The organism is Aeromonas sp. S2(2024) (genome assembly GCF_041402505.1).
In the GTDB taxonomy this organism is placed as follows: Bacteria; Pseudomonadota; Gammaproteobacteria; order Enterobacterales; family Aeromonadaceae; genus Aeromonas; species Aeromonas media.
The window spans coordinates 74,014-100,994 of the sequence record NZ_JBGLRL010000009.1; the positions used below are offsets into that span (position 1 = coordinate 74,014).

The 26,981-nt window shown below is 64.5% G+C and carries 18 protein-coding genes, 3 tRNA genes and 1 pseudogene; 7 read left to right on the plus strand and 15 right to left on the minus strand.

Features of this window, described 5'->3' with window-relative positions:
* Window positions 1-43: 43 nt before the first annotated feature.
* From ACB039_RS11395 to ACB039_RS11405, 3 genes are all read right to left on the minus strand, one after another.
* Entirely contained in the window at window positions 44-907 is an 864-nt protein-coding gene (locus ACB039_RS11395) for a hypothetical protein (protein ID WP_005330492.1), read from the minus strand.
* A 113-nt stretch (window positions 908-1,020) separates the two neighbouring features.
* The gene (locus tag ACB039_RS11400) at window positions 1,021-1,356 is read right to left on the minus strand and encodes a hypothetical protein (RefSeq protein ID WP_043132774.1); all 336 of its coding nucleotides are present in this window, start codon (window positions 1,354-1,356) and stop codon (window positions 1,021-1,023) included.
* A gap of 117 nt (window positions 1,357-1,473) precedes the next feature.
* Window positions 1,474-1,812, minus strand: a complete 339-nt coding sequence (locus ACB039_RS11405) for a DUF2956 domain-containing protein (RefSeq protein ID WP_182786202.1) — start codon at window positions 1,810-1,812, stop codon at window positions 1,474-1,476.
* A 249-nt stretch (window positions 1,813-2,061) separates the two neighbouring features.
* On the opposite strand from ACB039_RS11405, the gene ushA reads away from it, so the two are divergent.
* Entirely contained in the window at window positions 2,062-3,732 is a 1,671-nt protein-coding gene (ushA, locus tag ACB039_RS11410) for a bifunctional UDP-sugar hydrolase/5'-nucleotidase UshA (RefSeq protein ID WP_371165711.1), read from the plus strand.
* A gap of 206 nt (window positions 3,733-3,938) precedes the next feature.
* On the opposite strand, the gene ACB039_RS11415 is transcribed toward ushA, so the two are convergent.
* Complete coding sequence (locus ACB039_RS11415; RefSeq protein WP_005330485.1) at window positions 3,939-4,793, minus strand: Tim44 domain-containing protein; 855 nt, start codon at window positions 4,791-4,793, stop codon at window positions 3,939-3,941.
* Window positions 4,794-5,219: 426 nt separating this feature from the next.
* Between ACB039_RS11415 and dnaB the strand changes: the two genes are divergently transcribed.
* Both dnaB and alr read left to right on the plus strand, forming a co-directional pair.
* The gene (gene dnaB, locus ACB039_RS11420) at window positions 5,220-6,614 is read left to right on the plus strand and encodes a replicative DNA helicase (RefSeq protein WP_005330482.1); all 1,395 of its coding nucleotides are present in this window, start codon (window positions 5,220-5,222) and stop codon (window positions 6,612-6,614) included.
* Window positions 6,615-6,824: 210 nt separating this feature from the next.
* Window positions 6,825-7,898, plus strand: coding sequence for an alanine racemase (gene alr / locus ACB039_RS11425; RefSeq protein ID WP_005330481.1), 1,074 nt, complete (start codon window positions 6,825-6,827; stop codon window positions 7,896-7,898).
* A gap of 247 nt (window positions 7,899-8,145) precedes the next feature.
* Here the strand turns inward: alr and putA are convergent, their stop codons facing one another.
* Window positions 8,146-12,114, minus strand: coding sequence for a trifunctional transcriptional regulator/proline dehydrogenase/L-glutamate gamma-semialdehyde dehydrogenase (gene putA, locus ACB039_RS11430; RefSeq protein ID WP_139750884.1), 3,969 nt, complete (start codon window positions 12,112-12,114; stop codon window positions 8,146-8,148).
* A gap of 413 nt (window positions 12,115-12,527) precedes the next feature.
* On the opposite strand from putA, the gene ACB039_RS11435 reads away from it, so the two are divergent.
* Entirely contained in the window at window positions 12,528-12,965 is a 438-nt protein-coding gene (locus tag ACB039_RS11435) for a VOC family protein (protein ID WP_270823273.1), read from the plus strand.
* A gap of 402 nt (window positions 12,966-13,367) precedes the next feature.
* Here ACB039_RS11435 and fumC read toward each other — a convergent pair whose 3' ends face one another.
* The 4 genes and pseudogenes from fumC to ACB039_RS11455 all read right to left on the minus strand — a co-directional run bounded on the left by fumC (window position 13,368) and on the right by ACB039_RS11455 (window position 18,322).
* Window positions 13,368-14,759, minus strand: a complete 1,392-nt coding sequence (gene fumC / locus ACB039_RS11440) for a class II fumarate hydratase (protein ID WP_371165712.1) — start codon at window positions 14,757-14,759, stop codon at window positions 13,368-13,370.
* A gap of 102 nt (window positions 14,760-14,861) precedes the next feature.
* A pseudogene (gene pepE, locus ACB039_RS11445) lies at window positions 14,862-15,602 on the minus strand (dipeptidase PepE).
* Window positions 15,603-15,741: 139 nt separating this feature from the next.
* Window positions 15,742-16,353 carry a response regulator transcription factor gene (locus tag ACB039_RS11450; RefSeq protein ID WP_371165713.1) on the minus strand — a complete coding sequence of 204 codons (612 nt, stop codon included), beginning with the start codon at window positions 16,351-16,353 and terminating at the stop codon, window positions 15,742-15,744.
* A gap of 1 nt (window position 16,354) precedes the next feature.
* On the minus strand, window positions 16,355-18,322 hold the full coding sequence (locus ACB039_RS11455; protein ID WP_371165744.1) for a PhnD/SsuA/transferrin family substrate-binding protein: 1,968 nt from the start codon (window positions 18,320-18,322) through the stop codon (window positions 16,355-16,357).
* 260 nt (window positions 18,323-18,582) lie between these two features.
* Here ACB039_RS11455 and dsrO point away from each other — a divergent pair, with 260 nt between their 5' ends.
* From dsrO to ACB039_RS11470, 3 genes are read left to right on the plus strand one after another with little or no spacing between them, the layout of a single operon-like run.
* Window positions 18,583-19,371, plus strand: a complete 789-nt coding sequence (gene dsrO / locus ACB039_RS11460) for a sulfate reduction electron transfer complex DsrMKJOP subunit DsrO (protein ID WP_042649144.1) — start codon at window positions 18,583-18,585, stop codon at window positions 19,369-19,371.
* On the plus strand, window positions 19,361-20,467 hold the full coding sequence (nrfD, locus tag ACB039_RS11465; RefSeq protein ID WP_042649143.1) for an NrfD/PsrC family molybdoenzyme membrane anchor subunit: 1,107 nt from the start codon (window positions 19,361-19,363) through the stop codon (window positions 20,465-20,467). Before dsrO ends, nrfD begins: the two co-directional genes overlap by 11 nt.
* The gene (locus ACB039_RS11470; protein WP_371165714.1) at window positions 20,467-23,574 is read left to right on the plus strand and encodes a tetrathionate reductase subunit A; all 3,108 of its coding nucleotides are present in this window, start codon (window positions 20,467-20,469) and stop codon (window positions 23,572-23,574) included. Before nrfD ends, ACB039_RS11470 begins: the two co-directional genes overlap by 1 nt.
* A gap of 56 nt (window positions 23,575-23,630) precedes the next feature.
* Here the strand turns inward: ACB039_RS11470 and ACB039_RS11475 are convergent, their stop codons facing one another.
* The 6 genes from ACB039_RS11475 to ACB039_RS11500 form a co-directional block, all read right to left on the minus strand.
* Window positions 23,631-24,992, minus strand: coding sequence for an endonuclease/exonuclease/phosphatase family protein (locus tag ACB039_RS11475; RefSeq protein WP_371165715.1), 1,362 nt, complete (start codon window positions 24,990-24,992; stop codon window positions 23,631-23,633).
* Between the two features lie 289 nt (window positions 24,993-25,281).
* Window positions 25,282-26,019, minus strand: coding sequence for an EAL domain-containing protein (locus ACB039_RS11480; RefSeq protein ID WP_371165716.1), 738 nt, complete (start codon window positions 26,017-26,019; stop codon window positions 25,282-25,284).
* Between the two features lie 187 nt (window positions 26,020-26,206).
* Window positions 26,207-26,482, minus strand: coding sequence for a hypothetical protein (locus tag ACB039_RS11485; RefSeq protein ID WP_042649139.1), 276 nt, complete (start codon window positions 26,480-26,482; stop codon window positions 26,207-26,209).
* Window positions 26,483-26,617: 135 nt separating this feature from the next.
* Window positions 26,618-26,702 (minus strand) — tRNA-Tyr (locus ACB039_RS11490).
* 45 nt (window positions 26,703-26,747) lie between these two features.
* A tRNA-Tyr gene (locus tag ACB039_RS11495) sits at window positions 26,748-26,832 on the minus strand.
* A 32-nt stretch (window positions 26,833-26,864) separates the two neighbouring features.
* Window positions 26,865-26,949 (minus strand) — tRNA-Tyr (locus tag ACB039_RS11500).
* Window positions 26,950-26,981 lie beyond the last annotated feature (32 nt).

The following is a 26,981-nucleotide window of genomic DNA, read 5'->3' on the forward strand; positions in this document are numbered from 1 at the left end:
GTGACGGGCGGCGTGAGCCGCCCGCTCTTTTTGCGGCCCGCCGTCAGAGCTTGGCGAGGCGCTTGAGTCTGGCCAGCCGCTCCGTCTCGTTGGCCTGTAGCCAGCCATCCCGCGAGAGCAGGAACCAGGCGCGGGCGAAGTATTCGGGGGCGGCCGGATCGTCCAGCATCAGGCCGTTCTCCCCCAGTTCCTCGAACAGGTAGCCATCTTCCGGCGCGCTGGCCTCGGCCATGTCGGCTTTCAGCTGGCTCAGCTCGGCCATCGCCTGTTCGTGCAGGCCCTGGGCCCGGCTCAGCCGTGCCAGGCTCCAGCGGGCGATAAAGGCCTTGGCCTGATTGTTGTGCTGCTGGTGCCAGGCCAGGCATTTTTGCTGGCAGGCTCTGGCTTCATCGAGGCGTCCCAGCTCGAACAGGGTCCAGCCCTGATTGTTGTAGAGGCTGGGCAGCCAGCCGCGCACCTTATCGTCGGCACTGCGTTCGGCCAGGGTCATCGCCAGTTGATGCCAGCGGCTCTGCTCCTCCAGCGGGGCGGCGATGGCCACCATGTGGGCCGCGTCTATGGCGAGCCCAGTCTCCCCCAGCTTGAGCCCGAGTTGCCACCCCTGCTCGAACAGCGTCCTGGCGCTGGCCTTATCGCCGGCCGAGTTGAATGTCCGCCCCCGTTCCAGCAAGGCGCGCAGCCGTGCTCGCGGGGTGGCGTCGGTGAGGCGGGGTTCTATCTCGTCGAGCAGCTGGTGGGCCTGTGCAAACTGACGCTGCAGGGAGTGGGTGCGGGCGATTTGGGTGAGCAGCTCCAGCTCGTATTGCAGGTCGTCCTGCGCCTCTTCGAGCAGGCGTCGAAAACGCAGGGCAGTGGCGGCGGGATCCTGATAATCCCACTGCGCCATGAAATCGGGCGGATTGTCCATCTGGCCTCCTGGCTGGTTACTCTGTCACCAAGATGCCTATCGTCCATTGGTTGTACAAGGGGCGCCCGTCACAGGGCGCCCCTCAGATCATGAAAAAGATCGTGTAAACGACATCAGTAGACCATGGCTAGGCTCATCAGCATCAGGCCCAGGGCGGCGAAGGCCCCCTCCTTGATGGCCAGGCGCGGCACCAGCGCCTTGGGCAGCGCCGGGAACAGGCAGAGTGCAAAGCCAAGACCCGGCATCAGCCAGTGAAAGCCGGGGCTGCGCAGGCTCGGGTCTGCCGCGCCATTGATGACGATGAGCAGGATGAAGAGGGTGAAGGCTGGCAGGATAAACCAGCGGGCGTTGCCGGCGGCGACCGCTCGCAGCGGGGAGATGCGATAGAGCACCAGGGTCACGATAAATAGTACGAGAGGGGCCAGCAGATAGAGGGGGGCCGGATTCATGATGGGGGTCTCCAGACAACGGGGGGAAGAGTGTAAGCAGCAGGGGCGAGGGATGACCAGCGCGCCGGCCCCGGGCTGTGAGGCCGATCCCAGGGCAAAGGTTTGCCAGGCAAGGGATCAGCGCAGCCAGATCCAGGCACAGCCAAACACCAGCCAGCTCAGTACCAGCAATACCCATGGCAACGGGTGCTGGCGAGAGACCTCGATCACGTCGAGCTCGCTCTCTTCTTCATGCTCGCCCTGTTGTGGCTGCTTCGCCCTGGCCTGCAACTTCTTCTGGCGGCTCGCCTCCCGGGCTCGCGCCTTCATCTGCTTCTTGTATTCGTCTATGCCCTTCTGGATTCCCTGGGCGATCAACTGGGTCTGTTCCTTGGTCTGCCCCGGCTTCTGGTTGGCGCGGGCTACCTTCATCGCCTCCTGCTGGGTCTCGGGGGAAATCTTGTCGTACTTTGCCATTCACGAGTCTCCTTGGCATCGATTGGCGGGAAGTATGCCACAACTGTCTCCGACCGGCTGCCATCCCTGCGGGTGAAATGGCGCGACAGGGCAGGAGGGGATGGGAATATGAGGAAAGAGGTTGCGCTGGTGATCACATTTGGCGGAATTTGTGAGTCACTGATGAAAAAGCGTCACATGTTGTTTGTTATATTACGGACCGACTCGAGACCGGGTTGCCCAATAACAAAATAACAAGGTGATATGGAAATGAATTATAAATTTGTCAAAGGAAGTGTCGCGCTGGCCGTGCTCGCCGCGCTGAGTGGCTGCAATATCTCAAGCAATGACAGCGTCGCCCCCTGCAGCGAAAATGTCTGCAAGCTGACCATTCTGCACACCAATGATACCCACGGTCGTTTCTGGCACAACGACAAGGGTGAATATGGCATGGCTGCCCAGAAGACCCTGGTCGAACGCCTGCGTGGCGAGGCCAAGGCGGCCGGCAGCGAGGTGCTGGTACTCTCCGGTGGCGACGTGAACACCGGGGTACCCGAGTCGGATCTGCAGGATGCCGAGCCGGACTTCATGGCCATGAACAGCATCCGCTACGATGCCATGGCGGTGGGTAACCACGAGTTCGACAACCCTCTGACCATCCTGGAGAAACAGCGTGAGTGGGCCCAGTTCCCCATGATCTCCGCCAACATCTACGACAAGGCCAGCGGCAAGCGCTATTTCGATCCCTACAAGGTGTTCAAGCTGGAGAGCGGTCTCAAGGTTGCCGTGCTGGGCCTGACCACCGAAGACACCGCCCAGCTGGTGGATCCCAACAACGTCCAGACCCTGGAGTTCCGCGATCCGACCACGGAAGCGGCCAGGCTTGGTCAGCAGATCCGCGACAGCAAAGAGGCGAACCTGGTCCTGGCCATCACCCACATGGGTCACTACGAAAATGGCCAGCACGGCAGCAATGCCCCCGGGGATGTGGAGATGGCGCGTGCACTGCCGGCCGGCACTCTGGACGCCATCATCGGCGGTCACTCCCAGAACCCGGTCTGCATGGAGCCGGGCACGCCGGACAAGTACGCCGACTTCAAGCCGGGTGACGACTGCCTGCCGGATCAGCAGAACGGCACCTGGATCATGCAGGCCCACGAGTGGGGCAAGTATGTGGGCCGCGCCCAGTTTGACTACCAGAATGGCAAGCTGACCCTGACCCAGTACGACCTCATCCCTGTCAATCTGAAAGACGCTGACGGCGCCTTCATTCAGGAAGAGATCACCAAGGATCCCGAGCTCTACAATACCCTGCTTACCTACCAGGAGAAGGGGCAGCAGGAGCTGGGCGTGGTGATAGGCTCCACCGACGGTGTGCTGGACGGCGAGCGTGCCAACGTGCGCAACAAGCAGACCAATCTGGGTCGCCTCATCACCACCGCCACCGCCGAGAAGCTGGGTACCGATTTTGGCATCGTCAACTCAGGCGGGGTGCGTGCCTCCATCGCGGCTGGCGACATCAGCTACCGCGACGTGCTGACCGTGCATCCATTTGGCAACACGGTCAACAAGGCGACCATGAGTGGCAGCGAACTGGCGGCCTATCTGGGCCAGGTGGCGACCAAGACCATCAACACCGGCGGCTATGCCCAGTTTGGTGGCATCAACATGGCGGTGGACTGCCAGGCGAAAAGCGTGACCATCACCAGCGTGGGCGGCAAGGCCTTCGATCCGGCGGCCAGCTACAGCTTCTCCATCCCGAGCTTCAGTGCGGCCGGTGGTGACGGTTATCCGAAGATCGACACCATCAATGCCGGTCTGGTGGATGCCGGTGTGCTGAAGGATTACATCGCGGCGAAGAAGACCATACTGGTGGCCGATTATCAGCCGTCCGGTGAAGTCAGCTATGTTAATTCCGCCTCTATGGATGGCTGCAAATAATCCAGCGGCTCTGGGCCAATAACAAAAGAGAGGCAGCCATGGCTGCCTCTCTTTTTTATTTTCGAGGTCATCAACAGGAGCTGATGACGATTATTCCCGGCTCCTCGCAAGGCGGGGGAATATTCCATGAGTCGCAGTGAAGAGTGCGATGACAATAAAAAAGCGACCCTGAGGTCGCCTTTATCATGCTTGCCGAACGAGCGTGCTTATAGTTGCTCGATGCCGACGATGTGCCAGGGGGCATTGTCCTTGGCCAGGTTGCGCTCGAGGTGCCACACCTCCTTGATGTCCTCCTCGACCTGCTCCTGACGGTCCATGTAGCGACCGCTGAAGCGCACGCTGACCTGGGCCCAGTCGCTGCCGTAGTCGGCACGCACCAGCTGGGTGTCCACATACATCACCTCGGTGTGCTGCTCGCCGGTCAGTTCGGCGCGCTCGGCCTGGAGGTGCTGGAACAGTTCCGGGCTCACGTACTCCCGTACCTTCTCCAGATCGTTCTTGTTCCAGGCCTCTTGCAGGGTGCGATAGTGATCGCGGGCACCGGACAGGAAACCGTTCATGTCAAAACCTGGCGGCAGGCGGAAGGGGACGTCACTGTCGGCAAAGCCGGTTGCCTGCGGGGCACCGTTGCTCTGTTCGAACTGCTGAGGCGCTGCCGACGGAGGCTGATAGCCCGCGTAGGCCGTCTGTGGCTGAGGTGCCGCCGCCTTGTTCTTGCGCAGGGCTCGGAACAGGAATACACCACCCAGTGCCAGCAGGGCGATCAGCAGGAAGTCCATCCCTTGCAGACCTTCGAAGGCGCCGCTGCCCAGCAGGTAGGCGAACAGGCCACCGGCCAGCAGGCCGCCCAGCAGGCCACCCATCATGCCGCTCTTCTTGGGCGCCGCGGCCAGAGTCGGATTCTTGCCATTCACGGGGGCTGCAGTCGGAGCCGGTTGAGCCGGTGCCGTCTTGTAGCTCTTGCCAAAGGATTTGCCGCCACCAAATTTCTTGGCCTCGGCGATGGGTGCCCCAAGGCCAATGGCCAGGATCACGGCAAACAGGGTCAGCATCTTTTTCATTTTGACTCTTTCACTCTCATGTAGGTGGGGGCATGCTCTGCTTGTGCAAGCTCAGCGAGGCGCATGGCAGGCTGCCGGTCCCTTTTTGTGTTGCAGCTTGCGGGTATGATTACCATGTCTGGCATGAATTATTCATGAACAGATTGCCCCCCCTGGGGGCGCCAAGGAGGATCCCCATGAGAAACAGACGACCGAGTCGTTCGGTGCGCAGGCTGCGCAACAAGCTCAAATCCAAGGCGAAGGATCAGACCCTGGTCTGGCCCTTCCTCGTGCTGTGAGGGGCAGGGAGGGCCCCAGGAGCCGATGAGCCGGCCATCCGCAAGCAGGCAGGCCACCGGGTGAGGTGAATAGCGCGCATTAGCGCTCGCGATGGCGGGGTTTCTTTTGTAAAATTCCCGTCCCCTTCCCGCTGCGGTTTTTATGTGTATGGCAGAGCAAGTGACGGCGAAAAAAGACGCCAAGACACAACAGCTGAAAGTTCCCCCCCACTCTTTTGAGGCCGAGCAGTCCGTACTGGGCGGTCTGATGCTGGATAACGAGGCCTGGGATCGGGTGGCCGAGCGGGTGATCGACAAGGATTTCTACAGCCGTCCCCACCGCCTGATCTTCCAGGCCATGACCCGCCTCTCCAATGCGGGCAACCCCATCGATCTCATCACCCTGCAGGAGGAGCTGGAGCGCTCCGAGCAGCTGGAAGAGTCCGGTGGCTTCGCCTATCTGGTGGAGATCGCCAAGAACACCCCGAGCGCCGCCAACATCAATGCCTACGCCGAGATCGTGCGTGAGCGGGCTGTGGTACGGGAGATGATCTCGGTCGCCAACGAGATAGTCGAAGCGGGTTACGAGCCCCAGGGGCGCACCTCCGGCGATCTGCTGGACCTGGCCGAGAGCAAGGTGTTCCAGATTGCCGAGCAGCGCTCCAGCGCCAACGAGGGCCCGCAGCCCCTGAAACTCATTCTGGAGCAGACGGTCGACAAGATTGAGGAGCTGTTCAAGACTCCTCACAACGGCGTGACCGGGGTCTCCAGCGGTTATGGGGATCTGGACAAGATGACCGCCGGCCTGCAGCGCTCGGACCTCATCATAGTCGCGGCCCGTCCCTCCATGGGCAAGACCACCTTTGCCATGAACCTGTGCGAGCACGCGGCGCTCACCGCCGACAAGCCGGTGCTCATCTTCTCCCTGGAGATGCCCTCCGAGCAGATCATCATGCGTATGCTCGCCTCGGTGGGGCGCATCGATCAGACCAAGGTGCGGACCGGCCAGCTCGACGATGAAGACTGGGCGCGACTCTCCTCCACCATGGGGCTACTGCTCGAGAAGGGCAAGATGTACATAGATGACGCCTCCGGCCTGACCCCGACCGACGTGCGCTCCCGTGCCCGGCGCATCGCCCGCGAGCACGGCGGTCTCTCGATGATCATGATCGACTACCTGCAGCTGATGCGGGTACCTGCGCTGTCTGACAACAGAACCCTGGAGATCGGTGAAATCTCCCGCTCCCTCAAGGCCCTGGCGAAAGAGCTGCAATGCCCTGTGGTGGCGCTCTCCCAGCTGAACCGAAGCCTGGAGCAGCGGGCCGACAAGCGGCCGGTCAACTCGGATCTGCGGGAATCCGGCTCCATCGAGCAGGATGCGGATTTGATCATGTTCATCTACCGCGACGAGGTGTATCACGACGACAGTCCCGACAAGGGGATTGCGGAGATCATCATCGGCAAGCAGCGTAACGGCCCCATAGGTCGGGTGCGCCTCACCTTCCAGGGTCAGTTCTCCCGGTTCGACAACTACGCCGGCCCGGCGTTTGACGATGATTATTGAGTACCTGATTGTCCTGACAAGGGAATTGCTGGGATGACCATAGGCAAGCAGCGTAACGGTACCAATACGGACGGGTGCGCCTCAGCTTCCAGGGCCAGTTCTCCCGGTTCGACAATTCTGCCGGTCCGGCCTTAGACGATGACTATCAAGGGATGACACCACTCGGTGCCTGGCGCAGGTGCGCCATCATGCCCTCGTAAGGGAAAACAGATGAAAGCGGCTATTGCCCAAATCGATACCTCGGCCCTGCGCCACAACCTCGCCGTGGTCAAGCGCCACGCGCCTTCCTGCAAGATCATCGCCGTGGTCAAGGCCAACGCCTATGGCCATGGCCTGCTGCCGGTGGCCCGCACCCTGGTGGATGCGGACGCCTATGCGGTGGCCCGCATCGAGGAGGCGCTGATGCTGCGCTCCTGCGCCGTGGTCAAACCCATAGTGCTGCTGGAGGGCTTCTTCTCGAGTGCCGATTTGCCGGTGCTGGCGGCCAACAACCTGCAGACCGCGGTGCATACCTGGGAGCAGCTCGAGGCCCTGGAGCAGGCCGAGTTGCCGGCCCCCGTGGTGGCCTGGTTCAAGCTTGACACCGGCATGCACCGGCTCGGGGTGCGGGCCGAGGAGATGCCCGCCTTTATCGAGCGGCTCGGCAAGTGCAAGAACGTGGTGCAGCCGTTCAACGTCATGACCCACTTCAGCCGCTCCGATGAGCTCGAGCAATCCACCACCCGCGAGCAGATCGACTTGTTCAGCAAGTTGACCGCCTCCCTCAAGGGCGAGCGTGCCATGGCGAACTCGGCAGGCATTCTGGCCTGGCCGGACTCCCACTGCGACTGGGTGCGCCCCGGCGTCATCCTCTACGGCGTCTCCCCCTTCCCGAACACGGTGGCGGCGGATTACGACCTGAAACCCGTGATGACCTTGAAGACCCAGCTCATCGCAGTGCGGGATCACAAGGCGGGGGAGCCTGTGGGTTATGGCGCCAACTGGGTGTCAACCCGTGATACCCGGCTCGGGGTGATTGCCATCGGCTATGGCGATGGCTACCCGCGCATGGCACCCAACGGCACGTCCGTGCTGGTCAATGGCCGCATCGTCCCCCTGGTGGGCCGCGTCTCCATGGACATGACCACTGTGGATCTCGGCCCTGACGCCACCGACAAGGCCGGTGACGAAGCCGTGCTCTGGGGCGAGGGCTTGCCGGTGGAGCGGGTCGCCGACGAGATTGGCACCATTCCTTACGAGCTGATCACCAAGCTGACCTCCAGAGTGTTTATGGAGTACGTTTAACCCTTTGACTTGGGATGGCGGCCGAGGAGATAGGCACAATCTTCTCCCTACGAGCTCATCACCAAGCTCACTTCCCGGGTGTTTATGGAGTACGTTTAACCCCCTCATCCCCAATCCTTCTCCCGCGAGGGGAGAAGGGAGAACAAGAAGGCCGCCCCGACAAGGGCGGCCTTTTTTATGCACTTGTGAGCGAGCGACTGACATAAAAAGCCCCGCATCGGCGGGGCTTTAGTCTCTGTCGCGGTGCTTAGCCTATGGTCATCAGGCTGGCGTTGCCACCGGCGGCGGCGGTGTTGACCGAGAGGGCGTGCTCGATCAGCAGTCGCTCCAGGGGGATGTCGGTCTCGCCACGGTGCAGGCCGTGCACGCCGACGATGGCACCCGCACGGGCAGCGGCCAGCTTGGCCACTTCCCGCAGCTGATCCGAGTCGCCGTGGTGCAGCAGGGCATCGAAGCCGATGTCGCTGCTGGCCCAGTCCGCAACCAGCTGGATGCGCGCCTGTACCTCGCTGGGCAGGCTGGTCAGCAGGGTACGGTTCTGGGCATTGTCCTGCCACAGCACCTCTGTCCCGACCGCCAGACAGGCCGCCAGCTGGGCCAGCAGATCCGTCTTGGCTTCTTTATCGTCGGCGGCCAGGCAGAGCACACGCTCCCGGGGCAGCAGGCTGTAGCTGTTGCGCTCGCCGGTGGGGCCGACCAGCAGTTGGGTCAGGCCGCTCAGCGCCAGCTCGCCGTAGCGATCGCACAGGGCCACCAGTGCCGGGGCCTGCTTGCCCGCCCAGCCACGCAAGGCCAGCAGCGCCGGTTTGGCGGCCTCGGCTTGCGGGGTTGCGCCCGGCTCCTGGCGAAGCTGGCTGGTCACCGCCTCCTGCGGGCGTGCCCCGAGCAGACGGTACATGTAGAGCGGGCCACCCGCCTTGGGTCCTGTGCCGGAGAGCCCTTCGCCGCCGAACGGCTGCACCCCGACCACGGCGCCCACTATGTTGCGGTTGACGTAGAGGTTGCCGACCTTGGCGGTGTTGACCACCTGGGCGATGGTCTCGTCGATGCGGGTGTGGACCCCCAGAGTCAGGCCGTAGCCGCTGTCGTTGATCTGCGCGAGCAGTTCGCCGAGCTTGGCACGGGGGTAGCGCACCAGGTGCAGCACAGGGCCGAACACCTCTGGGCCCAGCTCATCCAGGCTGTCGAGCTCGATGAGCGTCGGCAGCACGAAGGTGCCGCGGTTGCAGGCACCCTCTTGGGTGCGGGCAATCTGGTGCACCCGGCGACCCTTGTCCCCCATGGCCTTGATGTGGCGTTCTATGTTGGCCTTGGCCTCGGCGTCGATGACAGGGCCGATGTCGGTGGAGAGGTGCTCGGGGCTGCCGACCTTGTACTCGGCCATGGCGCCCTTGAGCATACGGATCACCCGCTCGGCGACGTCGTCCTGCACGCACAGCACCCGCAGGGCGGAGCAGCGCTGACCGGCGCTGTCGAACGCCGAGGAGATGACGTCCATCACCACCTGTTCGGTGAGAGCGGAGGAGTCGACGATCATGGCGTTCTGGCCGCCGGTCTCGGCGATGAGCGGAATGGTGCGGCCCTGGGCGTCGAGGCGACCGGCCAGGTTGCGGGAGATGATACCCGCCACCTCGGTGGAGCCGGTGAACATGACGCCGCGCACTCGCTCGTCCGCGATGAGCGCCGCCCCCACGGTCTCACCGCGGCCCGGCAGCAGTTGCACCGCACCGGCGGGGACGCCGGCCTCGCGCAGGATGCGCACCGCTTGCGCCGCGATGAGGGGGGTCTGCTCCGCAGGCTTGGCGAGCACCGTATTGCCGGCCGCGAGCGCCGCGCAGACCTGGCCGCTGAAGATGGCCAGCGGGAAGTTCCAGGGGCTGATGCAGACCACGGGGCCGAGCGGTCTGTGGCTCTCGTTGGCGAAGTGGTTGCGCGCCTGGGCGGCGTAGTAGCGCAGGAAGTCCACCGCCTCGCGCACCTCGGCGATGGCGTTGGCGAAAGTCTTGCCGGATTCGCGTACCAGTAGGCCCATCAGGGGTTGCAGCTCGGATTCCATCAGGTCGGCGGCGCGATCCAGCACGGCGGCACGCTCGGCCGGCGGAGTCGATTGCCAGATCTGGCCGCTGGCCAGGGCGCAGGCGAGGGCCTTGTCCACCAGTTCGACCGTGGCTTCGCTCACCTGACCGACGACGTCGCGGTGATCCGCCGGGTTGACCACCTGCTGGAACTGGGTCGGCGCCTCGGTGTCGCAGCCCGGGTGTTCATTACCCAACATGGGCAGGGCCTGATAGGCGGTGTTGGTGCTGGCGAGCAGGGCGGCGGACAGCGATCCCAGACGGTGCTCGTTCGCGAGATCCAGGCCGGCGGAGTTCGGACGAGCCTCGCCGTACAGCTCACGGGGCAGGGGAATGCGCGGGTGGGGCAGACCCAGGCTGCCTTCACGGGCGGCCATCTGCTCGATCTGCTGTACCGGATCCTGCACCAGATCCTGCAGGGAGATGCTGTTGTCCGCGATGCGGTTGACGAAGGAGGTGTTGGCCCCGTTCTCCAGCAGGCGGCGCACCAGGTAGGCGAGCAGGGTCTCGTGGCTGCCGACCGGCGCATAGATGCGGCAGGGGCGACCCAGCTTGCCGTCGGCGACCTTGCCGACCACCTGTTCGTAGAGCGGCTCACCCATGCCGTGCAGGCACTGGAACTCGTACTGGCCCGGGTAGTAGTTCTGACCCGCCAGCTGGTAGATGGCCGACAGGGAGTGGGCGTTGTGGGTGGCAAACTGGGGATAGATAGACTCGGGCACCGCCAGCAGCTTGCGGGCGCAGGCGAGATAGGAGACATCGGTGTAGGGCTTGCGGGTATAGACGGGGTAACCCTCCAGGCCGTCCTGCTGGGCGCGCTTGATCTCGCTGTCCCAGTAGGCGCCCTTCACCAGCCGGATCATCAGGCGGTGACGGCTGCGCTTGGCGAGATCGATGACGTAGTCGATCACATAGGGGCAGCGCTTCTGATAGGCCTGGATGACGAAGCCGATGCCGTTCCAGTCCGCGAGAGACGGGTCGAAGCAGAGCTTTTCCAGCAGGTCGAGGGAGATCTCCAGCCGATCGGCCTCCTCGGCGTCGATGTTGATGCCGATGTCGTACTGCTTGGCGAGCTGGGTCAGCCCCAGCAATGTGGGATAGAGCTCCTCCATGACGCGATCGTACTGGGCGCGGCTGTAGCGCGGGTGCAGGGCGGAGAGTTTGATGGAGATGCCCGGGCCCTCATAGATGCCGCGGCCATGGGAGGCCTTGCCGATGGCGTGGATGGCCTGCTCGTAGGAGGCGAGATAACGCTTGGCGTCTTCTTCCGTCAGTGCCGCTTCCCCCAGCATGTCGTAGGAGTAGCGGAAACCCCTGTTTTCCATGGAGCCCGCGTTCGCCAGCGCCTCGGCGATGGTCTCGCCGGTGACGAACTGCTCCCCCATCAGGCGCATCGCCATGTCCACACCCTTGCGGATCAGCGGCTCGCCGCCCTTGCCGATCAGTCCCTTGAGGGAGCTGTTGAGGCCTGCCTCGTTGTGGGTGGCCACCAGCTTGCCGGTGATGAGCAGGCCCCAGGAGGCGGCATTGACGAACAGGGAGGCACTCTGGCCCAGGTGCTGGCTCCAGTTGCCACCGCTTATCTTGTCGCGGATCAGGGCATCCCGGGTTGCCTTGTCGGGGATGCGCAGCAGCGCCTCCGCCAGGCACATCAGGGCCACCCCTTCCTGGGAGGAGAGGGAGAACTCCTGCAGCAGCCCCTGCACCAGGCCCTGACGGCCGCTGGCGCTCTTCTGGTTGCGCAGCTTCTCGGCGATGCTCATGGCGAGCTTCTGGGTGGCCTCGGCCTTCTCCTTGGGCAGGCGGGCCTGCTCCAGCAGCATGGGCACGGCCTCGGTCTCGGGGCGGCGATAGGCGGAGGTGATGGCGGCGCGCAGCACGGACTGCGGCAGGATGCTCTCGGCAAACTCGAGGAAGACCTGGATCCCCTGCTCGCTCAGGGTCTCGATGGCCTCTTCTCCGGCGGCAGCGGCCAGGCCGGAGTGCTCAGGCGGGGTCAGGCCGCGCTCCAGCTGTTCCAGATAGGTGAAGATCGCCTGCTTGATCAGCCAGTGGGGGGTGCGATCCAGGGTCTGCGCCGCCTGCTTGAGCCGGTCGCGGGTCGCTTCGTCGAGTTTAACGCCAAGGGTGGTGGTGGCCATGGGACTTCCTGTGTCTATAAGGTAACAATATTACCGGACGGTTAAATTTTGCCGAGGATGGCGCAACCAGGTGCAACCTTCAAGCAAGAAATTTTAATGTTTTGGCTACATTGTTGAATTTTCCTATGCCACATGGTTCGGAGGATTGAGCCTTAAAATAGGGCTTAATATAGGTTTTTAGTGAAATATTAATAGGTTGCATACATGTTTTCTGAGTGATTCATGAGGTGCAACCCGTGGCTGTGTTGGGTTGCTCTTTTTTGATTGCGTATCAGGCTGGTACTCGTGGGGAAACGGGTGCAACCGCCGCTGTGGACTCACAGGTGTACTGATTGTTGGGGTGACCCTGGCGCTGACTCTTCTATGCTGATAGCTGTTCGCGAAATCCGCTATCAATGACCAAGGAGATCATCATGGCGCGTGTCAGTACCTATCTCAATTTTGCCCGGGAGACGGAGGCGGCCTTCCTGTTCTACCGGGAGGTGTTCGGCGGTGAGTTCAACGGCCCTATCCACAGATTCAAGGAGTCTCCCGGCTGCCCGGGTCAGCCGCCCCTGTCCGAAGAGGATGGCGACCTGGTGATGCACGTGGCGTTGCCCATCCTCGGCGGCCACGTGCTGATGGGCACGGACGCTCCTGCCAGCATGGTGTTCACCCTGGTGCAGGGCAACAACAGCTACCTCAACCTGGAGCCGGACAGCCGGGTCGAGACCGATCGCCTGTTTGCGGCCCTGGGGGAGGGCGGCCAGGTGGAGATGCCGTTGCAGGAGATGTTCTGGGGCGCCTATTTCGGCTCGCTGGTGGACAAGTTTGGCACTCACTGGATGTTCAACTGCGAGAGCAAGAGCTGAACCCTTGGCTGTGAATGAGAAGGGGCGCCGCGGCGCCCCTTCTGTTCATTAGTACCCCCAATTCAGAGCCTTATTTGCCCCTCCCCACCATCTCGCCGGGAATGACCCAGGCATCGGGCTTCCGGGGACAGAGCTGGCCCAAGGCAACTTGGGTCATGGTTGCCGTCCCACCATGTTGGCGGGCACCACCCAGGCATCGGACTCCCGGGGGCTGAGATGGCCCAAGGCAACTTGGCCTATGGCTGCCGTCCCGCCATCTTGCCGGGAACGATCCAGACATCGGACTCCCGGGGGCTGAGATGGCCCAAGGCAACCTGGCTTATGGCTGCCGTCCCGCCATCTTGCCGGGAACGATCCAGACATCGGACTCCCGGGGGCTGAGATGGCCCAAGGCAACCTGGCTTATGGCTGCCGCCCCACCATGTCGGCGGGCACCACCCAGGCATCGAATTGCTCCGCGCTGAGGTGGCCGGAGGCGATGGCCGCCTCCCGCAGAGTCAGCCCCTGATGGTGCGCCAGTTTGGCGATCTCGGCCGCCTTGTCATAGCCGATGTGGGGGTTGAGCGCCGTCACCAGCATCAGGGAACGGGCCAGCAGCTCGTCGATGCGCGCCCGGTTCGCAGCGATGCCGACGGCGCAGTGGTCGTGGAAGCTTCTCATACCGTCCGCCAGCAGCCGCACGCTCTGCAGGAAGTTGTGGGCGATCATCGGCCTGAACACGTTGAGCTCGAAGTTGCCGTTGGCGCCGCCGATGTTGATGGCCACGTCGTTGCCCATCACCTGGGCGCACAGCATGGTGAGCGCCTCGCTCTGGGTCGGGTTGACCTTGCCCGGCATGATGGAGGAGCCGGGTTCGTTCTCGGGGATGCTGAGCTCCCCGAGCCCGCTGCGGGGGCCGCTCGCCAGCCAGCGCACGTCGTTGGCGATCTTCATCAGGCTGGCCGCCAGCGTCTTGAGGGCACCATGGGCATGGACCTGGGCATCGCTCGCCGCCAGGGCCTCGAACTTGTTGGGGGCGCTCACCAGGGGCAAGCCGGTCTGCTGTGCCAGGGTGTTGGCCACCGCCTCGGCGAAGCCGGGGGGGCAGTTCAGACCGGTGCCGACCGCGGTGCCCCCCAGCGCCAGCTCATACAGATGGGGCAGGGCGGCAGCGAGGTGACGCTCCCCTTGCGCGAGTTGGGCGACCCAGCCGGAGATCTCCTGACCCAGGGTGAGGGGGGTGGCGTCCTGCAGGTGGGTGCGGCCAATCTTGACAAGGTCGTCGAAGGTGGCAGCCTTGCTGGCCAGCGTGTTTTTGAGCGTGGTCAGGGCAGGCAGCAATTGGCCCGTGATGGCGGTGACAGCCGCCAGGTTCATGGCGCTGGGGAAGACATCATTGCTCGACTGGCTCTTGTTCACCTCGTCGTTGGGGTGCACCAGCCGCGCCTCTCCCCGGGCGCCGCCGAGCAGCTCGCTGGCACGGTTTGCCAGTACCTCGTTGAGGTTCATGTTGGTCTGGGTGCCGGAGCCGGTCTGCCAGACCATCAGGGGAAACTCGGCGTCGTGCAGGCCGCACAACACCTCGTCGGCGGCGGCCATGATGGCCTGGGCCTTGCGCGCGGGCAGCAGCCCGAGGGCGTGGTTCACCCTGGCGCAGGCGGACTTGATGCGGGCGAGGGCATGGATGATCTCCATGGGCTGGCGTTCCCCCGAGATATTGAAGTGCTGCAGGGAGCGCTGGGTCTGGGCCCCCCACAGCCGCGCCGCCGGGACTTCGATATCACCGAAGCTGTCGTGTTCGATCCGTACCGTCATGGTCGCCTCCCATCGAGAAACAAGGAGCAAGGAATCTTCCTTCCCCTCACAGCATGGCAAATCCCCCGATCGCTTGCTCACATCGGCTCGTCTGCCATGGCGTCAGTCGCCGGGCTGAAACGGCGTCAGTGCTGCCAGTGGCCGGGCATCCTCATACTCCCGGGTCGTCTCGCCGTGCTTGAAGATCTTGAAGCCCTCGCCCCGGGCGCTCCAGTATTCGATGGTCTCGCCGCGGCTCTCGCCGCTAATCTGCAGCAGGCTGGCTTCGCGCAAGGCCACCACGGATTCGCTCGGATTGATGGCACAGAACTCGGCGAGGCGCTCGTCCCGGGTCTCCCCCATGTGGCCGCTGATGCTGGCGTCCAGATAGTGGGGGTTGATTTGCAGCGGGAACAGGCCCAGCGCCGGCAGCACGGCGGCGCTGCACACCGGCATGTCGTTGGTGGTGCGAATGCTCGGGGTCGCCACGTTGCAACCGGCGCTCCAGCCCACATAGGGTACGCCTCGCTCGCGCACGGCGCGCTGGATGGGGACGACCAGACCGTATTCGTGCAGCAGCTGGTTCAGGCGCCAGGTGTTGCCGCCGCTGATGAAGATAGCCTCCACCTGCTGGATGGCATCCACCGGATCGTCGAACTGGTGGATGCTGATGGTCTCCACCCCCAGGCTCTCGGCGAGATCCTGGGCGCGGGCGTCCCAGTCGCTGCGGATCACCGCGTAGGGGATGAGCAGGATGCGCTTGACCTGTTTGCGGGCGAGCAGGGTTTGTACACGGTCGCGGGCTCAGCCAAGCAGGCCTGGGTGTTCGGTGGTTTTACCGTTGCTGAGCAGAAGCAGTTCCATGATGTTTCCTCGAAACAAGGCGCAGGACCTTGGTCTGTCCTGATGAAGGGAAGGGGCACTCTACCCCCAAGGCGGCGCCAAGTATGTGATCTCTGCGCGTTTTGTGCCCCCGGGTTAGGGGGCTCATGGATTGACCGCGTCAGGGTTGCCCGTTGACCGCCGCATAGCACAGCATCAGTTCGGCCAGGGAATTGACCTCGAGACGTTTCATCAGGCTGGCGCGGCACACCTCGACGGTGCGCACCGAGATGCAGAGATCCTGCGCTATCTGCTGGTTCTTGTGGCCCCGGGCGATGAGTAGCAACAGCTGGTGCTCGCGCGGGGTGAGCCGCTTAAAGGCGGCCAGATGGGCGAAACGGGTGGCCGCGCTCAGCGTCGCCTGCTCGGCCCGCGCGATGGCGGCGAGCAGGGGGGCCAACTGCACCGGTTTTTGCAAGAAATCCACCGCCCCCAGCTTGAGGGACTCCACCGCCAGCGGCACCTCGCCGTGGCCGGTGAGAAACAGGATGGCGATGGGGCTCTGGGCCGCCTTCAGCCGCTGCTGCACCTCGGGGCCCGACAGCCCCGGCATGCGGCAGTCGAGGATGAGGCAGGCGGGCTGGAGCAGATCGACCTCGGCCAGAAAGCGCTCGCCATCGGAAAAGCTGAACAGCTGCCGCTCGTCGCAACTCTCCAGCATGAAGCGCAGGGAGTCGAGCACGGCCTCGTCGTCGTCGACCAGATAGAGCGGGGGGCAGGAGGGGGACGTCATCTCAGTTCCTCGGAGTCGGCGGGTGGGTGGGGGGGGCTGAGGCGGGGACCTCGGGTGGCGGCACGGGCAGAATGACCCGGGCCAGACAGCCGTGGGGGCTCAGGTTCTCCAGGCTGAACTGGCCGCGATGGCTCTCGACCACCTCCCGGCAGATGGCCAGCCCCAGCCCCATGCCATCCGGCTTGTCGCTGTAAAACGCCTGCTGCAGTTCGGTCGCGGGGACCCTCAGGCCGGTGCCGTTGTCGCGGATCTCCAGCAGTAATCTCTGTGCCTCGAAGGCGATCAACAGCTCGACCCGGGCAGTCTCCTTTGCCGCTGCTTGCTTAGGGGGGTGAGCAGGAGAGTGAACAGCGGCGCGCGCCTTCTTCACCGCACTCTTCGCTGCACTCTGCGCCGCACTCTCGGCGCCATTCTTGATGAGGTTGACCAGCAACTGCTCCATCCCGGTGCCGTCCAGAGGCAGCCGGCGCGGCTGGCCCCGCCAGTGCAGGGTGAAGGTGACGTCGAGCGGCGCCAGCATCTGCTCCAGCAGGGGGCGCAGCTCCGCCATCAGGGTGGGCAGGTCGCAAGGCTCGAAGCGGGGAGGGCGCTTTTGCAGCCTGGCCCTGAGCCGGTTGACGGTCTGGGTGATGCGCTGGACCTGGAGCCCTATCTGCTCCAGGGCCTGACGCAGGGAGGCCTGGGCGGCAGCCTGAGTGGGGTCTTGTGCCAATCTGTCCAGTCGCAACAAGGCTCCCTGGCTGTAGTTGGCGATGGCGCTGAGGGGCTGGTTGATCTCGTGGGCCACGTTGGCGCCCAGCTCGCCCAGTTCGGCGAGCCGTCTGGCTTGTGCCAGCTGGTGTCCCTTCTGCTCGAGCTGGTGGCGGGCTTTGAGCAGCCGGCGCTGGCTGCGGTTGAACAGACGTTGCAGCAGCAGGTGGTGACCCCCCAGCAGCAGTACCAGCGCCAGGGCGCCCCAGCCCCACTGCTGATGCTGGCGCAGCCAGTGCCAGGCCGCTTGCCACCAGGGGCCCTGCAGCGGGTGGCGATCCAGCGCCTTGAGCAGGCGGTCGATGGCGAGCTCGCTGGTGGGGACGGTCCAGCCCGCCGAATCGGCGGCGATGGCCGCCTCGCTATCAGCGGGCAGGTCGAACAGCGCACGGGTCACCGCCAGCGCCAGGGCGGGGGAGGCCCGCTCTGTCTTGGCGAAGGACCAGTTGGGGTAGAGCCGGGTTGAGCTCTGACAACCAAAGCCGGCCGGCGCCTGATCGTCCAGCACCCGAAACGCCCCCCTGGCGACCTTGCCTTCCCGCTCCATGCGCTCGAGCTGGCACACCGGCACGATGGCGGCAGCCACCTCCCCTGCCGCCAGCCGCTCGATGAGCCGGTCCAGTGGAAAGCCGGTGAACTGCACGGTGGAGAAGAAGTGCTCCAGCCGAACTCCCTGTTCGCCCGCCTCGAAACGATAGGCGAGGTAGCCGCCGAAGGCGTTCTCCGAGACGGCGGCGACCGCTTGCCCCTCGAGGTCACGCCAGTGTCGGTAGGGGGCCTGGGCAGGCACCACCAGGGCGGCGCCGATAGCGAGGTTGTCCCCCTCGGCCGGACTCTTGAGGGTGGCGAGCCAGGCCAGCGGGTACTGGCGCGCCAGACTCACCAACTGGCCCGGGTTGGTGATGACGAAATCGAGGTGCTCGAGGGCGACGGCCTCGGCCAGTTCATCGAGCCCCAGCGGATGCAGCACGAAGCGATGGGCGGGGACGCGCTGCGCCAGCCAGCGCAGCAGCGGTTGCCACTGGGCTCTAGCCAGGGCCGGGCCGCGGGTTGCCAGCACGCCGATGCGTATCGGCTCGGCCAAGGTCTGCACCGGCGTGGCCTGGGATGACGCGGATTCCTGTCGGGCCGGCGCTGGCGAAGAGGGGGTCGGGGCGGCCTGCACCCGCAGCGGCAGGGCTGACAGCGCGAGCCAGAGCAGCAGGCTGAGCAGGGGCAAGGGAACTGGGACGTGCAGGGGGCTCTCCTCTTGGTGCAAAGGGGGCAGTCTATCACCGGGGCGATGTGCTGGGTCGCCTTGACGCCGTGATGGGGCAGCGAATGGGGCTTTGGTCACAGTTTGGTGGTTATGGGGCCGGTTTTATTGCGCTGGATCAACCCGGCTCCCGGTATGTGGAAAACCACAATAGAGGCGACTTCCTGCGTTGAGGACAATCGGCCCAACCCCTTTCAAGCCAGCTCAGCAGAAGGAAAGACGCCATGGAGCCCAGCAAGCGCCGATTGTTATCCGGGATCGCCGCCCTCACCGCAGGGGCGGCCCTGATCCCCGTCACCCAAGTCCAGGCGCAGTCCGTTCCCGCTCCCCGCAACGGGCGAGCGGCCATCAGCCGGGGGGACGGGCGCAAGCGTTACGGCATGCTGATCGACCTGCGCCGCTGCGTCGGCTGTCAGGCCTGCACCGTGGCCTGCACCATCGAAAATCAGCCTCCCCTCGGCCAGTTTCGCACCACGGTGAGCCAGTACGAGGTGAGCGACGTGGCCGCCCTCGAGGCTCCCGCCTCTCTCTTGATGTTGCCGAGGCTGTGCAACCACTGCGCCGAGCCCGCCTGCCTCGATGTCTGCCCCACCGGCGCCACCTTCCAGCGCGATGACGGCATCGTCGTGGTCAACAACGACTGGTGCGTCGGCTGCGGCTACTGCGTGCAGGCCTGCCCCTACGACGCCCGCTTCATCAACCACGAGACCAACACCGCCGACAAGTGCACCTTTTGCGCCCATCGGCTGGAGGCGGGGCTCTTGCCCGCCTGCGTGGAGAGCTGTGTCGGCGAGGCGCGCATCATAGGCGATTTGAACGACCCCAAGAGCCGGATCAGCCGGCTGCTGCGCGAACACGAGCCGGCGCTCAAGGTGCTCAAGCCGGAGGCCAATACCCAGCCGCGGGTCTTTTATCTCGGCATGGACGAGGCCTTCGTCAGCAAGGTCGATGGCAACCCGGCCCTGCGCACCCTGCTCACCGACGATGGCAAGGAGATAGCCCATGGTCATTAACGAACTGCTGGCCCCGGCTCAGCCCATCACCTGGCTGCCTTGGGCGGTGCAATATTTCTTTCTGATCGGCCTCGCCTACGGGGCCCTCTGGCTCGGCGCGTTTGATCTGTGGCGCAAGGCACCGGATCCGCGGTTGCAGACCCTGGCGGCGGTGCTGATGGTGGCGGCTGGTCTGGTGGCCCCCATCGCCCTGACCGCGGATCTGCACCAGCCAGCCCGGGCCTGGCACTTCTACGCTCAGACGCGCTTTGGCTCCGTCATGTGGTATGGCGCCTATCTGCTGCCGCTGTTCAGCCTGCTCTCCATGCTGCTCGGCTGGCTGCTGCTAAGGCCAGCCCTGGCCCGGCGCGGCGCAGAAGGGGACAAGATAGCCCCCCTTGCCCGGCTGCTCTGCCTGGGAAGCTGGTCGGGGGTACCCTGGCAGAGGCCACTCTCCCTGCTGGCGGCCGTGAGCGGGCTCAGCATCGCCCTCTACACCGGGCTCGAGACCATGGCGGTGGCGGCTCGCCCGCTCTGGCATACCCCCTGGTTGCCCTGGCTGCTGACCCTGAGCGCCGTGCTGGGGGCCCAGAGTGCCCTGCTGCTGCTCAACCGCTTGCTGGCGGGCTGGCGTGGCCAGACCGAGTCGACTTTGCTGCGCCAGAGCGGCTGGACGTTAGGCCTGCTGGCCCTCTCCCTGCTGGGCTGGGCCCTGTTGGGCGGTGCCTCGGCGGCAGAGGCCGCAGCCCTCTATCGGCTCGACCCGAGCTGGCGGCTGGCGGCCCACTGGCTGTTGCTGACCCTGGGGCTGGCCAGCCTGCTGATGCTGGTGCACCGAAGGATCTCTGCCCGCCTGTCGCTCTGGGGGCTGGCGCTGCTGGGGCTGCACCTGGTGTGGGGCCTGCGCTGGCTGGTGCTGATTCAGGGGCAGCTCGCACCCAAGTACGGGGCCGGCGTCTACCTCTATGAAATCGCCTGGGGACCGGCCGGTGTGCTCGGCATTCTCGGTACCTTCGGTCTGCTGCTGGCCCTGCTGGTGGCCCTCTCGGAGTTGGTGTGCCCCTCTGTTTCCCCCGCCATCAAGGCACCCACTCCTTTTGCACGCGAGGCACTCTGATGGATCACAGCAAACGCAAGTTTCTCAAGGGCGCCGCCATCGCTGGCGGCACTGGGCTGTTCGTCGCCGGTTACAGCGATACCCTCAAGCAGGTGGCGAGCGGTCTCGCCACCGGCAGCTCGGGCAAGCCGACCCGGGATCCCATCCATGGCAACTCGCTGGCCGTGGAGTACCGGGTCGACGAGCGGGGGGAGCTGCACCCCAACCCGGCCCAGCGGGTTGCCAACACCATGTGCCTCGGCTGCTGGACCCTGTGCGGAGTGCGGGCTCGCATCGACAACGAGCGCGACCAGATAGTGCGGATCCTGGGCAATCCCTATCACCCCCTCTCCGCCCGCCATCACATCGACTTCAAGACCCCGGTCAAGCAGGCGCTGCTCGCCACCAGCGGCTATCAGGAAGGGGGGCTGGACGGGCGCTCCACCGCCTGCGCCCGGGGCAACGCCATGCTGGAGCAGCTCGACAGCCCGCAGCGAGTCACCCGTTGTCTCAAGCGGGTGGGGCCCCGTGGCAGCGGCCGCTGGCAGAGCATCCCCTTCGAGCAGCTGGTGGCCGAGGTGGTGGAGGGGGGCGATCTGTTTGGCGAGGGCCAGGTTGATGGGCTGCGGGCCATTCGCAACCTCGCCGAGCCGCTCGACCCAGCCAACCCGGAGTACGGCCCCAGGGCCAACCAGCTGCTGGTGAGCAACGCCTCGGACGAGGGGCGGGATCACTTCATCAAGCGCTTCACATTCAACAGCTTCGGCACCCGCAACTTCGCCAACCACGGCGCTTACTGCGGCCTGTCGTTCCGGGTCGGGGCCGGCGCCCTGCTGGACGATCTGGAGAAGAACGCCCACCTCAAGCCGGACTGGGACGAGAGCGACTTCCTGCTGTTCATGGGCACCTCGCCCCAGCAATCGGGCAACCCCTTCAAGCGCCAGTCCCGCCAGCTGGCGGCGAACCGGGCGCGACCGGGCAAGCCGTTCTCCTACGTGGTGGTGGCCCCCAGCCTGCCCAACACGGTGAACATGCCCTCCGCCCCCGCCAACCGCTGGCTGCCCATCCGCCCTGCCACCGACTCGGCGCTGGCCATGGCCATGCTGCGCTGGATCATCGACAACCAACGCTACGTCGAGCCCTTCCTGACGGCACCCCATGCCGCCGCTGCCGAGCGGGCCGGCTATCGCGGTTTTTGCAACGCCAGCCATCTGGTTGTCTGCGACGAGGGGCATCCGCGCTTCGGCCAGATGCTGCGGGCCAGCGATCTTGGCTTGCCCTTTGAGGGGGAAGCCTATGGAGAGGGGGACGCCATACTGGTAGAGGAGGCGGGCAGCGGCGAGCCGAGACCCGCCGGCCAGTGTGAGCGGGCCAACCTCTGGGTGGCTCGCCCCCTTCAGGGCCCCAAGGGGGAGTTCACGGTCAAGAGCAGCTTCCAGCTGCTGGTCGAGGCGTGCCGGGAGCACTCTCTCGCGCAATACAGCGCCGAGTGCGCCGTGCCGGTGGCCGACATCGAGGCGCTGGCGCGGGAATTCACCAGCCACGGCACCCGGGCGGCTGTGGTCTCCCACGGCGGCACCATGAGCGCCAACGGCTTCTACTCGGCCTGGGCCATCATGATGCTCAACGTCATGATTGGGAACCTCAATGCCCGGGGCGGCGCCGTGGCGAGTGGCGGCAAGTTCGATCCCTTCGGGGCGGGGCCGCGCTACGATCTGGCGAGCTTCCCCGGCATGGTCAAGCCCGCCGGCGTCTTCCTGTCGCGCTCCAAGTTCCCCTACGAGAAGACCTCCGAATATCGGCGCAAGCGCGAGGCGGGCCAGAATCCCTATCCGGCGCAAGAGCCCTGGTTCCCGATCTCGGGCCCACTGCTCGGCGAACACCTGACTGCGGCGGTGAACGGCTACCCCTACCGGCTCAAGGCCTGGATCAACCACATGGGCAACCCCCTCTACGGCCAGGCCGGGCTCGCCAAGGCCATAGGTGAGCAGCTCAAAGACCCTGCCGTGCTGCCGCTCATTGTCAGCATCGACAGCTTCATCAACGAGTCGTCGGCGCTGTCGGACTACATAGTGCCGGATACCCTCACCTACGAGTCCTGGGGTTGGGCCACTGCCTGGCACGGGGTGATGACCAAGGTCTCCACCGGTCGCTGGCCCATCGTGGAGCCCCGTGTCGCCAAGACAGCCGAGGGGGATCCGGTCTGCATGGAGTCCTTCTTTATCGCGGTGGCCAAACGGCTTGTGCTGCCGGGCTTTGGCGAGGGGGCGCTCAAAGGGGCGGATGGCAAGCTGCACGCCCTGCACAAGGCGGCGGACTTCTCCCTCTACGGGGCGGCCAACGTGGCCTATCTCGGCGAGCCGGTGCCTCCCATCGGGTCTGAGGATCTCGCCTGGTCCGGGGTGGCGCGCATCCTGCCGGTGCTGAATGCCACCCTGAGTGCGGAGGAGGCGGGCCGCGCCGCCTATCTCTTCGCTCGCGGCGGGCGCTTCGAACCGGCGGCCAGGGGGCGCGATGAAGCAGGTCAGCCAAGCAAGCGCTGGCCCAAGCCGCTGATGGTGTGGAACCCCGAGGTGGGCAGCCGCCTTCACAGCCAGAGCGGGCAGTTCTTGAGCGGCACCCCGCGCTTTTTCCGCCCCCAGCTGGCGGACGGCACGCCGCTCAATGAGGCGTTCAAGCCGGCCCAGTGGCCGCTGCTGCTCACCAGTTACAAATCCCACACCATGAGCTCCATGAGCATCGGCTCGGATCGCCTGCGCCAGGTGAACCCCAGCAACCGGGTGCGGCTCAATGCGCAGACGGCGGCGCAGCTGGGGATAGAGAGCGGGGACAGGGTGCGGGTCAGCACCCCGGATGGCAGCGTGATCGGGGTGGCCGAGTGCGTGGCCGGGGTGCAGGCCGATGCCATCGCCATCGAGCACGGTTTCGGCCACAAGGAGCTGGGGGCGCGGGAACACTGGATAGACGGCCAGAAAGTGGTTGCCAATCCGCTGCGCGGAGCCGGGGTCAATCTGAATGACTTGGCGGTGCTGGATCCCAGCCGCCATGGCCGCTACCCCCTGGTGGACTGGGCCATCGGCTCGTCGGCCCGTCAGGGGCTGCCGGCCCGGGTGGAGAAGCTGGTATGAGGAACCAATGAAAACGGGGCCTGCGGGCCCCGTTGCTTATCTGCTCTGCGTCACTGTCACAGTTTGAAGTCGACCCATACCAGGCGGTGATCCGAGCTGACACCCTTGGCGATGCCGAGCTGTTCGTCATACACCAGGTGGTAGCCAGGCTCGAAGCTGGCCGGCCAGAACACGCCGGAGGCGACCGCGTTCAGGTTGGCGGAGGGCAGCACGTGGTCGAGCTGCAGGCCGCTGCTGCTGGTGATGCGCTCCGGGGTGGGGCGGTTGTTGTTGCGCTTGCACTGATCCGGCTGGCTGGCGAGGCACTCGGGGCCGCCCTGGCTGACCGGGATCAGGGCGCCGTTGGTGACGGCCTGGTTGACCAGCACATGGTTGTGCAGATCCTGAATGGCGGTCAGGTCGCCATCGCCAATCTGGGGATCGGCGTTGAGATCGCCGGCGATGACGAACTTGGCACCCGCGGGCAGGCCACCGGCCTTGCCGGCGTCATCCACCATGTAGCTGGTGGTCTCCACGTAATCCTGCCAGAAGGTGACTTCGGCCCGGTTGTGCTTGACGTTGTGGCGCGCCGCGTTGCCGAAGATGGGCGGGGTCGGGTGGGAGATGAGGAAGTGGATCACCTCCTCCTTGTTGCCACGCTTGATGCGCACCGGCACGTCGGCGTGGTTCTTGGACGAGAGCGGGAAGGACTGCCAGGCGGCGTCGTCATACCAGGCATCGCCGCACTGGCGGCCGGCCGGGATCGGCGCCTTGGCATTGTTGCAGTCGTCGATGACCGGGTTCGCTTCGCCCGGCATGTCCTTCCACTTGAATTTCTGGAAGGTGCGGATCTGCTTGGTATCGATGGGGTACTGGGACATCACGGCGAAGGCGTACTGGCCGTGGTAGTTGCCAAAGCCCCAGGCGTCGTCCGGCCCGTTGTTGACCTTGCCGTCCAGGTTGAGGTCATGGCCGCTCATCAGGCCGGTGTTGGTGGCAAAGTTCTGCAGCACCGGGTAGCTGATGGCCTTCACCTCGCCGTGCTGGGCATGGGCCAGGTAGTTGTCGTTGAAGGCTTTGAGGTCCGTGGTGTCGCTGCCCTTGCCGTCATTGTCGAATTCGTTGAGCAGGAACACGTCCGGCCGGGCGCGCTGGATGATTTCGGCGATGTTGCGGATCTGCTGCACGTCGAGGGCCTTGGTCTTCTCGGCGCCGCTCAAGGTGCCGTCGGCGAGGCGGGCCAGCAATGCATCCTGTTCGGTGCGACTGAGGGCCAGTTCACCGGCGAGCATGCCTGCGGCGGTGCGATCGAAGGAGAGGTTGAAGGTAGCGAAGCGAACCATGGGGGTCGGGGTCTCGGAGTCATTTTGGCTGTTACAGCCTGCCATCAATCCGAGGGAAATGGCAGCGGCCAGTAGGGATTTGCTGATATTTTTCATTGTAATATTCCGTAGCATCAACAGGTTATGCCTGAGAGTCAAAGAAGCCCAGGCGGGCCCATTATAGAGAGGCGGGGCCGAAACGGGTTCTGAATGAGCCAAACTGTGAGACCATTCACAGCCTGAAGAAGAGGAAGGGGTGGGATGAGCCGGCAGCCAGGGCCCCGGGCGTTCAGGGCCAGCGAGAAAGAAGGAAGGGAAAGGAGGCGTTGGGCTCCGGCTCCGGGCGTTCAGGACCAGCGAGAAAGAAGGAAGGGACAGGAGGCGTTGGCGCTCTGGCTCCGGGTGTTCAGGACCAGCGGGAGAGGGGGGAGGGCATGGCGTAGGCGTAGCCCTGTTGGTAGTCGCAGCCGAGGCGGTTCGCTATCTCGATATGGGTCTGGGTCTCCACCCCTTCGCACACCACGGCCATGCCGAGTCGCTGCAGGTATTTCACCAGCCCCACCAGCATCTTCAAGGCGTGTGAGGTGCACGCCGCCTGCAGCAGCAGGGAGCGATCCAGTTTGACTACCTCGTAGGGCAGGGCCATCAGGCGCTGAAAGTTGCACTCCAGGGAGCCGAAGTCGTCGCAGGCGATGTGGGCGCCATGGGCGCGCAGCACCTCGATCAGCGCCCTGTACTGGATCTCCAGCCGGGTGTGCTCCAGCACCTCGAACCAGATGTCGATCCCCACCTTGCGGGCCTGTATCAACACCAGCAGCAACAGATTCTGATAGGTCGGACTGGAAGGCGCCGGGTTGAGGTTGATGGAGAGCGTATAGGGGCCTTTTTGCGCGAGCACGGGCAGGTCGCGCAGTATGGCCCTGAGCATGACGATATCCAGATGCAGGGACTCGTCCTGGCTGAGCGAGGCAAAATCGATGCCCTGATAACATTGCGCCACCGGATCCCAGCGCCTGGCCAGCGCCTCGTACCCCTTGACCTGACGGTCCCGACCGATGATCGGCTGGTAAAAGGGAACGGCAACATCTGCCATGGCACTCATTGCCATGGCACTCATCGGATACTCTTCTTTGAACGCAAACATGGCACTCACCTGATGGACGAATATGGCTGCGCATCATACAAGGCGCAGTCATCCAGCCGCTGTAGGAATCGTCTGATAATCAACCTGCTGCTTGCGTGGGAAGGGGCTGGCTGGAGAGCCGCGAGGGAGATCTGTCAGGAAGCTGGGGCTCGTGATGAAATGGGCCCAAGGGAGGTCGGGTGAGGTGTCAGCGAAGTGCGTGTTCCGGCTGGTGGCCTCCGGCATCAAGGAGGGGCGTACCATGCATGGCCTGGGCCAGCCACTCCCAGTCCAGTGGCGGTGTGCCGGCCTTGAAGCGCTGGTAGGCTTGGCCCTGATGGATGGTCAGAAACAGGGTTGTCGACAGGCCGAGTCGATTGAGATAACGCACCATGACGTCCCCTTGATAATGGTGCAGCCGTTGCTGCAGCTGGGGCAGGCTCAAGCCCTGCTCCTGGCCGGTTTCATCCCAGATTGCAAACATGCGAGGTGGCTCCTGACGGTGAGGAGTCCACTGTTTCGAAAAACGCGGAGCAGGGCAATTGTCAGATCTGACAGTGCCAAATGGAATCTTTCCAGAAAAGCGAAAACCCGGCGCGAGGCCGGGTTTTCTGAAGGATGGTGGAGGGAGAAGGATTCGAACCTTCGAAGGCAGAGCCGTCAGATTTACAGTCTGATCCCTTTGGCCGCTCGGGAACCCCTCCACAGGGGTACTACTTTTTACAGGCCTTGCATGCAATACAGGAAGATGGTGGAGGGAGAAGGATTCGAACCTTCGAAGGCAGAGCCGTCAGATTTACAGTCTGATCCCTTTGGCCGCTCGGGAACCCCTCCACGGGGTATTTTCCTGATTGTTCGCACTTGAATGGTGGAGGGAGAAGGATTCGAACCTTCGAAGGCAGAGCCGTCAGATTTACAGTCTGATCCCTTTGGCCGCTCGGGAACCCCTCCCCAAGTGCGAGGCCGCATACTACCAGATCCGG

Excerpts from the sequence above, each read along its gene's own strand:
- dnaB (WP_005330482.1), top strand. The coding sequence starts at position 5,220 with ATGGCAGAGCAAGTGACGGCGAAAAAAGACGCCAAGACACAACAGCTG.
- ACB039_RS11395 (WP_005330492.1), bottom strand. The coding sequence starts at position 907 with ATGGACAATCCGCCCGATTTCATGGCGCAGTGGGATTATCAGGATCCC.
- ACB039_RS11475 (WP_371165715.1), bottom strand. The coding sequence starts at position 24,992 with ATGAAAAATATCAGCAAATCCCTACTGGCCGCTGCCATTTCCCTCGGA.
- ACB039_RS11405 (WP_182786202.1), bottom strand. The coding sequence starts at position 1,812 with ATGGCAAAGTACGACAAGATTTCCCCCGAGACCCAGCAGGAGGCGATG.
- ushA (WP_371165711.1), top strand. The coding sequence starts at position 2,062 with ATGAATTATAAATTTGTCAAAGGAAGTGTCGCGCTGGCCGTGCTCGCC.
- ACB039_RS11480 (WP_371165716.1), bottom strand. The coding sequence starts at position 26,019 with ATGTTTGCGTTCAAAGAAGAGTATCCGATGAGTGCCATGGCAATGAGT.
- ACB039_RS11470 (WP_371165714.1), top strand. The coding sequence starts at position 20,467 with ATGGATCACAGCAAACGCAAGTTTCTCAAGGGCGCCGCCATCGCTGGC.
- alr (WP_005330481.1), top strand. The coding sequence starts at position 6,825 with ATGAAAGCGGCTATTGCCCAAATCGATACCTCGGCCCTGCGCCACAAC.
- dsrO (WP_042649144.1), top strand. The coding sequence starts at position 18,583 with ATGGAGCCCAGCAAGCGCCGATTGTTATCCGGGATCGCCGCCCTCACC.
- ACB039_RS11450 (WP_371165713.1), bottom strand. The coding sequence starts at position 16,353 with ATGACGTCCCCCTCCTGCCCCCCGCTCTATCTGGTCGACGACGACGAG.
- fumC (WP_371165712.1), bottom strand. The coding sequence starts at position 14,759 with ATGACGGTACGGATCGAACACGACAGCTTCGGTGATATCGAAGTCCCG.
- ACB039_RS11400 (WP_043132774.1), bottom strand. The coding sequence starts at position 1,356 with ATGAATCCGGCCCCCCTCTATCTGCTGGCCCCTCTCGTACTATTTATC.
- ACB039_RS11485 (WP_042649139.1), bottom strand. The coding sequence starts at position 26,482 with ATGTTTGCAATCTGGGATGAAACCGGCCAGGAGCAGGGCTTGAGCCTG.
- nrfD (WP_042649143.1), top strand. The coding sequence starts at position 19,361 with ATGGTCATTAACGAACTGCTGGCCCCGGCTCAGCCCATCACCTGGCTG.
- putA (WP_139750884.1), bottom strand. The coding sequence starts at position 12,114 with ATGGCCACCACCACCCTTGGCGTTAAACTCGACGAAGCGACCCGCGAC.
- ACB039_RS11415 (WP_005330485.1), bottom strand. The coding sequence starts at position 4,793 with ATGAAAAAGATGCTGACCCTGTTTGCCGTGATCCTGGCCATTGGCCTT.
- ACB039_RS11435 (WP_270823273.1), top strand. The coding sequence starts at position 12,528 with ATGGCGCGTGTCAGTACCTATCTCAATTTTGCCCGGGAGACGGAGGCG.